Origin of the sequence: Mangrovactinospora gilvigrisea (genome assembly GCF_001879105.1) — a bacterium.
GTDB classification, from domain to species: domain Bacteria; phylum Actinomycetota; class Actinomycetes; order Streptomycetales; family Streptomycetaceae; genus Mangrovactinospora; species Mangrovactinospora gilvigrisea.
Genome location: NZ_MLCF01000155.1, coordinates 1 through 12,452 on the forward strand (window position 1 = coordinate 1; position 12,452 = coordinate 12,452).

General features: G+C 75.3%; 11 protein-coding genes. 3 read left to right on the forward strand and 8 right to left on the reverse strand.

Features of this window, described 5'->3' with window-relative positions; all coding sequences use genetic code 11:
* Positions 1-35 precede the first annotated feature (35 nt).
* From BIV57_RS21945 to BIV57_RS21975, 7 genes are all read right to left on the reverse strand, one after another.
* The gene (locus tag BIV57_RS21945; RefSeq protein WP_071658607.1) at positions 36-608 is read right to left on the reverse strand and encodes an AfsR/SARP family transcriptional regulator; all 573 of its coding nucleotides are present in this window, start codon (positions 606-608) and stop codon (positions 36-38) included.
* Between the two features lie 342 nt (positions 609-950).
* Positions 951-2,201 carry a fumarylacetoacetase gene (gene fahA, locus BIV57_RS21950; RefSeq protein WP_071658608.1) on the reverse strand — a complete coding sequence of 417 codons (1,251 nt, stop codon included), beginning with the start codon at positions 2,199-2,201 and terminating at the stop codon, positions 951-953.
* A 31-nt stretch (positions 2,202-2,232) separates the two neighbouring features.
* Positions 2,233-3,099 carry a hypothetical protein gene (locus tag BIV57_RS21955; protein WP_071658609.1) on the reverse strand — a complete coding sequence of 289 codons (867 nt, stop codon included), beginning with the start codon at positions 3,097-3,099 and terminating at the stop codon, positions 2,233-2,235.
* A gap of 174 nt (positions 3,100-3,273) precedes the next feature.
* On the reverse strand, positions 3,274-4,275 hold the full coding sequence (locus BIV57_RS21960) for a M56 family metallopeptidase (protein ID WP_071658610.1): 1,002 nt from the start codon (positions 4,273-4,275) through the stop codon (positions 3,274-3,276).
* 164 nt (positions 4,276-4,439) lie between these two features.
* Positions 4,440-5,570 (reverse strand): S1C family serine protease, encoded by a 1,131-nt coding sequence (locus BIV57_RS21965; RefSeq protein ID WP_071658617.1) that lies wholly within the window; start codon positions 5,568-5,570, stop codon positions 4,440-4,442.
* 105 nt (positions 5,571-5,675) lie between these two features.
* Positions 5,676-7,061: a sulfatase family protein gene (locus BIV57_RS21970; RefSeq protein WP_071658611.1), complete on the reverse strand. Its 1,386-nt coding sequence runs from the start codon at positions 7,059-7,061 to the stop codon at positions 5,676-5,678.
* 73 nt (positions 7,062-7,134) lie between these two features.
* On the reverse strand, positions 7,135-8,325 hold the full coding sequence (locus BIV57_RS21975) for an NAD(P)-dependent malic enzyme (RefSeq protein WP_071658612.1): 1,191 nt from the start codon (positions 8,323-8,325) through the stop codon (positions 7,135-7,137).
* Between the two features lie 182 nt (positions 8,326-8,507).
* Here BIV57_RS21975 and BIV57_RS21980 point away from each other — a divergent pair, with 182 nt between their 5' ends.
* Together BIV57_RS21980 and BIV57_RS21985 are read left to right on the forward strand one after the other, a co-directional pair.
* Positions 8,508-9,362, forward strand: a complete 855-nt coding sequence (locus BIV57_RS21980) for an NAD(P)H-binding protein (RefSeq protein ID WP_071658613.1) — start codon at positions 8,508-8,510, stop codon at positions 9,360-9,362.
* 102 nt (positions 9,363-9,464) lie between these two features.
* A complete protein-coding gene (locus BIV57_RS21985) occupies positions 9,465-10,259 on the forward strand; it encodes an SDR family NAD(P)-dependent oxidoreductase (protein ID WP_071658614.1) in 795 nt (264 codons plus the stop codon).
* A gap of 385 nt (positions 10,260-10,644) precedes the next feature.
* On the opposite strand, the gene BIV57_RS21990 is transcribed toward BIV57_RS21985, so the two are convergent.
* Positions 10,645-11,229 (reverse strand): TetR/AcrR family transcriptional regulator, encoded by a 585-nt coding sequence (locus BIV57_RS21990; protein WP_071658615.1) that lies wholly within the window; start codon positions 11,227-11,229, stop codon positions 10,645-10,647.
* Positions 11,230-11,331: 102 nt separating this feature from the next.
* Between BIV57_RS21990 and BIV57_RS21995 the strand changes: the two genes are divergently transcribed.
* Positions 11,332-12,452: MFS transporter (locus BIV57_RS21995; protein ID WP_071658616.1), on the forward strand; the 1,121-nt coding region annotated here is incomplete at its 3' end.

Below are 12,452 nucleotides of genomic sequence, written 5' to 3' on the forward strand. Positions count from 1 at the left end.
GTGCCGGGGCGGAGGGGCGGCGGCAAGGCGGGGACTCAGCGGGCGCCCTCGCGGAGGCATTCCTGGGCGAGCTCGCGGAGCGTCTCGAGGCGGGCCGACTCGCGGGACGCCCACGCGCGGGAGGCGAAGCCGTCCAACGCGGGCCCCCGCCACAGCGCCAGCGCCGCCTCCAGGCGGCGCACCGCCTCGACGCCGCGGTCCGCGCCCAGCGCCCGCGTCGCCTCCTGCACCGCGGCCTCGAACCGCCACGCGTCCGCCGCGTCCTCGCCCAGCCGCAGCGCGTACCCCGCGTGCTCCGAGACCAGCAGCGTCGGCGCGCTGCGCGGCACCCGCGCCGGCTCCAGCGCGCGGCGCAGCGCGTAGACGAAGGAGTGCATCGCCTCGTGCGGGTCGGTCGGCCGGTGGTCCGGCCACAGGTCGCTGACGAGCCGCGGGGTCGGCACCGGCCGCCCGCGCTCCAGGACGAGCCGCACCAGCAGGGCCCGGGTGAGGCGGCCGCGGATCTCCACGGGCCGGCCGTCCACCCGCACCTCCAGGGGACCCAGCAGGTCGATGCGGACGGACGGCGGTGTCGGCGGCTGCGGCGGCTGCGGTTGACGCTGCGTCATGACAATCCCCCTGATGTTGTCCCCTCAGCGTGGACCAGGAGGATCAACACGGCGTCAGCGTGCCCATGACGAGCGCGAACGCGGCGTTGATGGGGCGTTGAACGGTCGTTGTCCCACCCGTGGGACAACAGTGGTGCCGGACAGGGGCGGTACTCGGGGGTTCCGCCTTTCCGGGGGGAAGGGTCCGGTGCCTGTACGTCATCGGGTGGAGAGGTACAGGTCAACGGGTCGGGGGCCAGCCCAGCGCCGTACGGGACTACGGCGCCGGAGCGGCCCCCGGCCTCTTGTTCACCACGGACGCGCCGTCACCGCCGCCGCGCCGCCGTCACCACGGACGCGCCGTCACCGCCGCGCCGGCGCGATCCGCCCCGCCACCTCGCCGAAGCCGATCCGCGACCCGTTCGCGCCGGGCGCCGTCGCGGTGATGACCACCTCGTCGCCGTCCGCCAGGAACGTCCGCTCCTCGCCGTCGGCGAGTTTGAGCGGCTCCCGCCCGCCGCGGGTGAGCTCCATCAGCGAGCCCCACTGGTGCGGCTCCGGCCCGCTGACCGTCCCGGACGCGAAGAGGTCCCCGGCCCGCACCACCGCGCCGTTCACCGTCAGATGGGCGAGCTGCTGCGCGGCCGTCCAGTACATCGACGCGAACGGCGGCTCGGCGATCCGCTCCCCGTTGAGCCGCACCTCCATCGCCACGTCGAAGCCCCAGGGGCCGCCCTGCTCGGCGCCGTCCCGCAGGTAGTCGAGCAGCTCGACGTCCCGCTCGGGCGGAGCCGTGCGGGCCTCCTCCAGGGCGTCCAGCGGCACCACCCACTCGCCCACCGAGGTGGCGAACGACTTGGCGAGGAACGGGCCGAGCGGGACGTACTCCCACGCCTGGATGTCCCGCGCCGACCAGTCGTTGACCAGCACGGCGCCGAAGACGTGGTCGCGGAACTCCTCCACCGGGACCGGCTCGCCGAGCCGGGTGCCCGCGCCGCCGACCACGAAGCCCATCTCGGCCTCGATGTCCAGCCGCGCGGACGGCCCGAACTCCGGCGCCCCGGCGCCGGCCGGGAGGCGCTGCCCGCGCGGGCGGACGATCGGCGTGCCCGAGGCGACCACCGTCCCGGCCCGCCCGTGGTAGCCCACCGGCAGGTGCTTCCAGTTCGGCTTCAGCGGCTCGTCGTTCGGCCGCAGGATCCGCCCCAGGTTGGCCGCGTGGTGCTCCGAGGAATAGAAGTCCACGTAGTCGCCGGGGTGGAAGGGCAGATGCATCTCCACGTCCGCCCGCGCCAGCAGCAGCGGCTCGACGGTCTCGCGGTGGTCCTCGTCGGTGAGCCAGTCGCGCAGCATGCCGCGCAGCTCCGTCCACGCCGAACGGCCGAGCCTCAGCAGCGGGTTGAGGTCGGGACCGTCGAGCGTCCGGGCGAGGGCCGGATGGCCCGCCGCGCGGGCCGCCCTGCCGACGTCCAGGACGCGGTCGCCGACCGCGACCCCGACCCGGGGCCGGTCGCGCTCCACCCCGCGCACGGTGAACACCCCGTAGGGCAGGTTGTCGAGGCCGAACGGCGTGTCGGCGGGCAGGTCGGCCCAGCAGGTGGTGGTCTCGGGCACGCTTTCGCACTCCCTGGTTCCGGGGCGTTGATCACTCCATGGCCAACGCGAGCAGCCCGAGGTCTACCAGGTCGCACACGGGTTCGTCGATGCTGCAGGTACCGAAAGAGGTGAATCGTCCGCGGACGGCTGCGGCGCGGGGACCGTCCAGGGCGCGGATCCGCTCGGCGACGGCCTGCGGGTCCCGCTCGGCGAGGGCCGCGGCGACGGCGGCGGTGTCCGACGGGTCGTCAAGCGCCGCCGCGGTGGCGAGTATCACGTTGAGGAAGCCGTGGTGCTCGAAGCCGGTCTCGGGGTCGGCGCGGCGGACGGCGTGGTGCAGGCCGGCCGTGCACTTGAAGGCGAGGCCGCGCCGCACTGCCCCGGCGATGGCGCCGGCGAGCTGCGCCTCGGTGGGGAACGCGGAGGCGTCGGTGCCGCCGGTGCGGAACTTGGCGCGCAGCCCGTCGGGGGAGGTGGACGCGGCGAGCGCGTCGAGGCCGGCCTCCAGGCTGCGCCAGGGCAGTTCGACGAAGCCGGCGGCCTCCTTGGGGAGCAGCTCGTCGAGGGCGGCGACGGCCGCGGCGGTGTCGGGGTTGGCGAGCTCCACGGCGCCGACGACCAGCGGCGGGGCGTCGGCGGCGGCGAGGGCGGCGAGCAGCTCGTCGCGGCCGCCGCGGGCGACGAGGGAGAGGAAGAAGCCGTCCGGAGGGGGCGTCAGGCCGGCAAGGGCGCCGACGAGTTCGGGTATTCGGGCGGATCGGCAGACGAACGGGCCGACGAGTTCGACGGTGTCCTCCCGGCCGAGGAGGGCCTCGTGGGCCCGGACGGCGGAGTCCATGGGCGCGTTCCCGGGTGGGAAGAGCGCGGCGTCGTCGAACAGGGTGGTGAAGAGCGCGCTGTGCGCGGTGTTGGGCATGCGGACCTCCACGGTGGTGCCGACGCCATCGGCGGCACGGCCGCCATTGTGCAGCGCCGCACGCCCCCGCGGCAGTGTGCTGCGTCACCCCCCCCGGCCTTGCGCCGCCGCTTCGCCCCGGCACCCCGCCAGCCCGCCGGCCCGCCGGCGGAATGCGGGGGGCGCCGCGGAGCGTCAGCGGGCGAGGGTGGCGGCCACGCCCGGGGCGAAGGCCAGGAGGACGGGGACGACGAGGATGAAGACGCCCGTCGTGGTCAGGTGCAGCCGCTGCAGCGGCTGCAGGCGGGGCCGTCCGACCAGCAGCCGGTCGACGCGCTCCGCGACCTGGCCGACCGGCGCCGGCACCGGCGCCCCCGGCGCCCACTCCACCGGCGGCATCGGCCGCACCCGCGGCCCCGGCCCGCCGAACGCGCCGCGCCCCTCGTTGAGGTCGACGAGCGCCTCCGCCGTCGCCAGCCTCCCGAAGCGCCGCGCCGCGACATCGTCGGCGGCCATCTCCACCAGCCGCCCGACCCGCTCCGCGTACCCCGTGAAGAGCGACACCCGCGGGAACGCCGACGCCAGCGCCCCCGCCGACTGCAGCAGCCAGTGGTGCCGTGCCCGCGCATGGTTCCGCTCGTGCTCCAGGACGGCGCCCAGCTGCGCCTCCGTCAGCGTCCGCATCGCCCCGGTGGAGACCACCAGTTGCAGCGGCCGCCGCGGCACCAGCAGGGCCCAGGCCTCCGGGTGCTCGCTCTCCAGGACGACGATCCGCTCCCGCCCGACCGTCTCGCACGGCAGCACCGGCGCCGCGGACATCAGCGCCCGGTAGCGCATCCGCCGGCTGATCCGGGCGATCGCCACCTCCCGCAGCAGATGCCCCATCAGATACATCCCGGCCGCGCCGATCGTCACCGCCAGCACCGCCTGCCAGGGCCGGCCGGCACCGAGGTTGTAGGAGGCCTCCACCCGGTTCGGCGCACCCTGGAAGAGGCCCGCGCGCATCGCGGGCCACAGCGCGGCGCCGCTGAGCACCAGCGCGATGGCGTAGCAGACCAGCACCGCGGTGACGGCGCACTGCCACACCCAGAGCGCCACCACCGGCTCTTGTTCCTGCCAGTGCGCGTGGCTGAGCATGCGTGGTGCCAGCACGGCCAGTGCCGTGCCGATGACCAGGAGAGCGACTGCGGTCCCCATGCGAACGGCCCCCAAGGAAGGTCGCGTCGATGTGGTCCCGAGTCTAGGGAAGTTCGGCCTCCGCGTCCGCCCCCCGCCGCAGACAAAGCCGTCCGCCGTGACGCAGGCCACAGCGGACGGCTCCGGTTCGATCGAGGATCGGCCGGTCCGCGCCCCGCGCCCGGCTACTGCGACTGAAGCTGGGTCAGCGTCGCGGACGCTGTCCGCTTCGCGCCGTCCCGGGTGTAGTGGACGGTCACCTGCTGCCCCGGCTTGAGGCCGGCCAGCGCCGAGGTGAGGTCGTCGGCCGAGGAGATGTGCGTGCTGTCGATCCCGGTGATCACGTCCCCGTCCTTCAGCCCGGCCTTCGCCGCCGCCTGCCCGGAGGCCACCGAGACGATCCCCGCGCCGGCCGGCTGGAAGTTGCTGTCGATGACCGTCCGGACGGTGACGCCGAGCGCGGCCCGCCCGCTGTTGGTCACCTTGCCCTGGCTGATCAGCTGGTCGGCGACGCTCTTGACGGTGTCCGACGGGATGGCGAAGCCGATCCCCGGCGCCGCGCTGCCGCCCAGCTCCGGGTCGGTGGCGGCGAGCGTGTTGATGCCGACCACCTTGTTGTCGAGCCCGACCAGCGCGCCCCCGCTGTTGCCCGGGTTGATGGCCGCGGAGGTCTGGACCATGTTGGGGATGGTGGCGCCGGGCGAGCCGCCGCCGCTGGGCTCGCTGACGGTCCGTCCGGTGGCCGAGACGATGCCCTGGGTGACGCTGCTGGACAGGCCCAGCGGGTTGCCCATGGCCAGCACGATCTGGCCGACGGCGGTGCTCCCGCTGCTCTCCCACCCGGCGACGTGCAGGCTGGACGGCGGGTTGTCGAGCTTGATCACCGCCAGGTCGTCCGTCGGGTAGCTGGCGGTGAGGCTCGCCTTCAGCTGCTGGCTGCTGTTGGCGAGCGTCACCGTGAAGCTCTTGGCGCTGCCGACGACGTGCGCGTTGGTGACGATGTGGCCCTTGCCGTCGTAGACGATGCCCGAGCCCAGGCTGTCGCCGGCCGTGATCTGGACGACCGACGGCAGCACCGCCTTGATGGTGGCCTGGTAGTCCTCCTCCAACTGGGTGGCGGCGCCGTTGTGCTTGGCGTCGGAGGGCAGGCCGCCGGAGGTGGGCTTGTCCGCGGAGGCCGTCGAGGTGGGGGACGCCTTGGAGTCGCCCGAGCCCGAGCTCGAGCAGCCGCCGATCAGGGCGGCCGCGGCGAGGGTGGCGCAGGCGGCGCCCAGGACGGTCCGAATCCGTGCGGTCCGCTGCCGGTGCTGACGCATGTTCACCGTTCGACCCTCCGAGTCGATGGGATTTGAGCGAGGACAGGCTGTTCGCTCCTCATTCTTACGGTTGGTCAGCTTTTCGGCCCGGTGGCGGACGGCCCGTCAATCCGTCCCGGTGAACGCGGCCTCCGCGAAGTCCTCCGCATGCGGGTCGCCGATGGCGTGCTGCCAGCGGGCCAGCTCGGCGGCGAGCCGGTCGCGCTCGGCGGCGTGCGCGGGGTCGGCGGAAAGGTCGCGGGTCTCCCACGGGTCGGCGGCGAGGTCGAACAGCTGGACGAGATCGGTGCCGGCGCCGCCGCGCGCCTCGGTGCGGCGGTAGCGGATCAGCTTCCAGCGCTCGTCCCGCACCGAGCGCTGCACGTCGATGTAGGCCGAGTGGACGTAGCCGCGGGCCTCCTCGCTCCGGCCGTCGAGCAGCGGCGCCAGGCTGCGCCCGGTGACCGTCCCCGGCACGGGCAGCCCGCCGGCCAGCTCGGCGAGGGTGGGGAAGAGGTCGGCGTGCAGGCTGAGCGCGTCCACCTCGCGGCCGGCCGGCACGCCGGGCCCGGCCATCACCAGCGGCACCCGCAGGCTGTGCTCGTAGGAGTTCTGCTTCCCCAGCAGCCCGTGGGCGCCGAGCGCCAGCCCGTGGTCGGCGGTGTAGACGACGACGGTGTCCTCGGCGTGCCCGCTCTCCTCCAGGGCGCGCAGCACCCGGCCGATGCCGTCGTCCAGGTGGCCGATCATCGCGTAGTAGTCGGCGAGGTGGCGGCGGACGGTGCCGGCGCCGTGCGGGAACGGGGTGATGTGCTCGTCCCGCTCGTGCATCCCGCCGTTGTCGAAGGGGTGCTCGGCCATGAAGGACGGCGGCAGCTCGATGTCGTCCGGGTTGTAGCGGGCGGCCCACTCGGGCGGCGCGGTGCGCGGGTCGTGCGGGGCGGTGAAGGCCATGTAGAGGAAGAACGGGTCCTCGGCGTCGTACCCGCGCAGGAACCGCTCGCCGGCCTCGGCGAACAGGTCGGTGGAGTGCTGCTCGCGGATCTCCGGCTCGGAGAACGGCTCGGCGCGGCCCGCGTCCAGGGTGCGGGCGGGGACGGCCCAGTGGTCGCTCATCCCGCCGAGGAAGACGGCCTCACCGGTGGCGAAGCCGCGGGCGGCGGAGGCCGCTCCGTTGTGCCACTTGCCGACGAGGTGGGTGCGGTAGCCGGCGGCGGCGAGCGCCTCGGGGAGGATCGGCGCGTCCTCGGCGATCTCGCTGGTGCCGGGCCAGTCGCCGACAACGTTGTTCCGGGTGGCGCCGAAGAGCTCGTTCCCGGTCATGATCTGCGCCCGGCTGGGGGCGCAGATCGCTCCGTTCATGCCGCCCTGGCAGCGCGCCCCGAGGAACCGCGTGCCGCGCCCGGCGAGCGCGTCGAGGTGCGGGGTGGCGACCTGCGGGTCGTGGAACCCCCGGTGGTCGTCCGCTATCAGGAACAGGATGTTGGGCCGCCGGCGCGGTTGCTCGCTCATGGCATGCAGGCCTACCCGGCCGCTGAGCGAGCGTCAAGATCGCCGTGCCGGCGGCCCCGGCGCGGACGGGCCGTCAGCCCGCCGCCGCGGCGGCGGCCGCGACCGCAGCGGCCACCTCCGGCGCCACCCGCGGATCCAGCACGTCCGGCACCACCGACTCGGCCGACAGATCCTCCGCCGCCAGCTCGAAGAGCGCGTCCGCCGCGGCGAACTTCATCGCGTCGGTGATCCGCGTCGCGCCCGCGTCCAGCGCCCCGCGGAAGACCCCGGGGCAGGCCAGCAGGTTGCTGATCTGGTTGGGCCAGCAGCTGCGCCCCGTCGCCACCACCGCGGCGTGCCGCCGCGCCACCGCCGGATCCACCTCCGGCACCGGGTTGGAGAGCGCGAAGACGATCGCCCCGGGCGCCATCGACGCGATCAGCTCCTCCCCCACCCGCGAGGACGACAGCCCCACGAAGACGTCCGCGCCGGGCAGCACGTCCGCCAACCCCCCGGTGCGGCCGCGGCGGTTGGTGAGCGCGGCGAGCTCCAGCTTGTGCGGGACGAGCCCGGGGCGGAGCGGATGCAGCACCCCGCGCGAGTCGAGCACCACCACCTCGCCCACCCCGGCGCCGACCAGCATCCGCGCGCACGCCGCGCCGGCCGCGCCCGCGCCGGCCACCACGGCCCGCAGCTCGCCGAGCTCGCGCCGCTGCAGCCGGGCGGCGCCGCGCAGCGCGGCGAGGATGGCGATCGCCGTGCCGTGCTGGTCGTTGTGCATCACCGGGCAGTCCAGCGCCTCGATCAGCGCCGCCTCCAGCTCGAAGCAGCGCGGCGCGGCGACGTCCTCCAGGTTCACCGCGCCGAAGGAGGGACGCAGCCGGACGAGGGTGTCGACGACGTCGCCGATCGGCACGTCCGGCCCGCCGTGCAGCACCAGCGGGACGGAGTCGAGCCCGCCGAGCGACTTGAACATGGCGGACTTGGCCTCCATGACCGGCAGCGCGGCGGTCGGCCCGACGTCGCCCAGGCCGAGCACGGCGGTGCCGTCGCTGACCACCGCGACCAGCCGGTGCGCCCAGGTGTAGCGGGCGGCGAGGGAGGGGTCGGCGGCGATGGCGCGGCTGACGGTGGCGACGCCGGGGGTGGAGATGACCGACAGGCTGCGCGCGTCGAGCACGGCCGTCGGGGGCTGGATACGGAGCTTGCCGCCGAGATGGGCGGCGAAGACCTCGGCATCGGTGGGGGCGGGCGCTGCCGCAGCAGGGTCCTCGATGACCGGCATGGGGGGCTCCCTCGTGTCGGTTCTTTACGTTGCTTTACGGTGCTTTACCTGGATAACCGGTGAAGTCGGCTACCCACTACTTGGATACCACCAGATTGTTACCAACTCATTACCTTGGGTGACAGCCTGCTGCGGCCGTAGGGTGGGCACGCCGGTCGCTTCCACTCGAAAGGACCACGCCCGTGTACCTGCTCACCGGTGCCACCGGGAACATCGGCCGCAACCTCACCGACCTCCTGCTCGCGGAGGGCGCCGCCGTCCGCGCCGTCACCCGCTCCCCCGAGAAGGCGGGCCTGCCCGCCGCCGTGGACGTCGTCCGCGCCGACATCGGCGCCGACCCGGCGTCGCTGGCCGGCGCGCTGGACGGCGTCGACACCGCCTTCGTCAACCCGGCCGTGCTCTTCGGCCGCGATCCCTCCGAGCTGGTCGACGTCCTCGCCAAGGGCGGCGTCCGGCGCATCGTGCTGGTCTCCTCGCAGTCGGTGCTCCCGGAGGACGAGCCCGCGCACGGCATGATCGCCGAGGTGCACCGCGCCTGGGAGGCGGCCGTGAAGGGCGCCGTCCCGGAGTGGACGATGCTGCGGCCGGGCGAGTTCGCCACCAACTACGTGTTCCAGTGGGGCCCCCAGCTCCGCGCGGGAGACGTCGTCCGCGGCCCGTTCGCGGAGGCCGGCATCGCCACCATCCACGAGAAGGACATCGCCGACGTCGCCGCCCGCGCCCTGCTGACGGACGACCACATCGGCGCCGCCTACGAGCTCAGCGGCCCGGCCGCGGTCACCAACACCGAGAAGGCCCGGCTGCTGGGCGAGGCGCTGGGGCGGCCGATCCGCTACGAGGAGGTCCCGGTCGAGCAGGCCCGCGCCGCCATGGTCGGGGCCGGGGTGCCCGAGTCGGCGGTGGACGCGCTGCTCGGCGCGTTCGGCGCGGCGGTGGAGCATCCGCAGGTGCCCTCCCCCGACGTGCAGCGGGTGACGGGCCGTCCGGGACGCACGTTCGCCCAGTGGGCGGCCGACCACACGGCCGACTTCTCCTGAGGCTTCGCCGCGGGCTCCTTCGCGGGCTCCTCCGCTCGGCGTAGCCGGGGTGTCGCCGCCGGTACGACGACGGCGGCGGCGCCGCGGACCACCGTGGGGTTCATGACCAACACTCAGCGGAACGACTTCGAGGGCAAGGTGGCGCTGGTCGTCGGCGCCAGCCGGGGCATCGGCGCGGGCGTGGCGGAGGCCTTCGGCGCGGCCGGCGCGGCCGTCGCGGTGGCGGCCCGGGACGCGGAGGACCTGGCGGCGGTGGCGGCCCGCATCGAGCGGGCCGGCGGCAAGGCGCTGGCCGTCCCGACCGATGTGACGGACGAGGACCAGGTGCGCGCCCTCGTCGAGCGGACGGTCGCCGAGTTCGGGCGGCTCGACACCGCCTTCAACAACGCCAACCGATCGGTGATGCCGGCCCCGCTCGCCGACCTGGACACCAAGGACTTCGACCGCGCGATGGCCACCAGCGTGCGCGGCACCTTCCTCGGCATGCGCCACCAGATCCCGGCGATCCTGGAGACCGCGGAGGGCGCCGGGACGATCGTCAACATGGCGTCGCTGGCGGGCGTCCAGGCGGTGTCGGGGCTGGCGCCGTACGTCGCCGGCAAGGCGGGGATCATCGCCCTGACGCAGGTCGCGGCGCTCGACTACGGGCACCTCGGGCTGCGGGTGAACGTGGTGGCGCCGGGCCCGATCGACACGCATGCGATGGAGCGGGCCGGCGAGGAGGGCCGCCGCCAGGCTGCGGCCGCGGTGTCGATGCAGCGGGTGGGCACGGTGGCGGAGGTGGCCGAGACGGTGCTCTGGCTCAGCTCGCCGGCGTCCTCCTACACCAGCGGCGCCGTCATCCCCATCGACGGCGGCCAGGGCGCAGGCGTCCTGCTGCGCCGCCGCCGAGGCTGAGCGGCGGCCCCGCCGCAGGGGTGCGGGGCGCTGCCGAACACGCGGCCCCGCCGCGCGGACGACGTCCCGCCACCCGGCACTCCCAGCGCCGCCGCCCCGCACCACCGCCACACCGCCAAACAAGCCCCGCCGCAGGGGCGCCGGGCGCTGCCGGACACGCGGCCCCGCCGCGCGCGCGACGTCCCGCCGTCCTGCAGAGAGCCGCACTCCCGGCAGCACCGTTCCGTGCGACGGTCACGCCGCCAAGCAAGCGCCACCGCTGATCGGCGCCGCCGCAGGAGCGCCGGGCGCTGCCGGACACGCGGCCTCGCCGCGCATGCGCGAGCGCGAGCGCGCGGAGAACGTCCCGCCACCTGGCAGAGAACCGCGCTCCCGACCGAGACGCTCAGGCCGCCGTCATCCGGCGGGCGAGGGCCACCAGGTCGCCGCGCGTCGCCGCCGGGGAGCCGTCCGCGCCGGCGAGGGACATCCGGGCCAGCTGGGGCATCGTCAGCCACCAGGTGGCGAGCGCGAAGACCGCCCCGAAGAGCCGTCCCGGGGCCACCTGCGGGTCCGCCGCGCCGGCCTCCTGCAGCGCGGCGACCGCCGCCGCCTTCTCCGTGTAGTGCGCGGCGCGCGCCGCCTCCGCGGCGACCGGCGCGCGGCCGTCCCGCAGCCCCTCCCAGCTCAGCAGACGCAGCAGGTGGGGGTGGCCGCGGTGGTAGTCGTAGAGCCGGCCGGCGAAATCGCCCAGGTCGCCCTCGCCGGGCGCGGGCAGCGGCACCGCGTCCGCCGCCTTCGCCAGCTCGGCCTCCAGCACGGCGGTGAACAGCTTCTCCTTGCCGCCGAAGTACTGGTAGATCCGCTCCTTGTTCACGCCCGCCTGGGCGGCGACGCGGTCGACCCGCGCGCCGTCCGGCCCGTGCTCGGCGTACTCCTCGACGGCCGCCTCGAGGAGCAGGCGCTTGGTGCGTGCGGTGTCCCATGCCATGCGCCCAGCATACGAGAACTCCAACCACAGGGTTGGACAATCCGGACGCCCGCCCGGCAATGGCATGGACAGCGGCCGCCCCCTCCACCTAGAACGGATCCCGTGCCCGCCTTCACGCTGCTGCTCCTCGCCACCGTCGGATCGTTCGCCAACTACGCGCCGCTGCTGTCGGTGGTGCCGGTATGGGCCGCGCACGGCGGCAGCCCGGCGGCCGGCGTCGGGGCGACGACCGGGGTGACGATGGCGGCCACCGTCGCCGCGCAGTTCGCGATGCGGCCGCTGATGCGGCGGATCGGGCTCTCCCGACTGCTCGCGCTGGGCTCGCTGCTGCTCGGCCTGCCCACCCTCGGGTACGCGCTCTCGGACGCGCTGCCGCCGGTGCTGCTCTTCTCGGCGCTGCGCGGCGCCGGGTTCGGGGTGGTGGCGGTGTCCGGGAGCGCGCTCACCGCGGTGCTGGTGCCGCCGGAGCGGCGCGGACGGGCGGTGGGGCTGTACGGGGTGGCCGTCGGGGTGCCGCAGCTGATCGGGCTGCCGCTGGGGCTCTGGACGGCCGAACACCTCGGCTTCCGGCCGGTGTTCGTCGCGACGGCGCTGCTCAGCCTGGCGTCGGCGCCCCTAGCGTCGCTGATCCGCGAGGCAGGGCCGTCGCCGGCCACGGCCTCGGCCCCGGACGCGGCGCGGCCCGCGCACCGGCCGGCGCGCGGGCTCTCCCGTCCCACCGCGCTGATGGTGGCGGCCGCGGCGGCGATCGGCGTCCTCACCGCGTTCCTGCCGCTGACGCCGGGAATCTCGGGCGGGACGGTCTCCGCGGCGCTGCTGCTGCTCTCCGCGGGGATCGTGCTGGGCCGCTGGGCGGCCGGCCACTGGTCGGACCGGCACGGCGCCGGACGCCTCCAACTCCCCGCGGCGGCCTGCTCGGCGCTCGGCGTGGGCGGCCTCGCCGCGGCCGCGGCGGGCGGGGCGCCGGCGGGGGTCCTGGCGGGCGCCGCCGTGTACGGGCTGGCCTTCGGGGTGCTGCAGAACGACACCCTCAGCGTGATGTTCCAGCGGACGGACCCGGGCCATGCGGGCACCGTCTGGAACGTCGCCTACGACGGCGGCACCGGCATCGGCTCCCTCGGCGCGGGCGCCGCGGCGCACGCCGCCGGCATCCCCGCGACGTTCGCCCTCACCGCCGCCGCCATCGCCACCACCACCGCGTCCACCCTCCGCCGCCCCCGCCC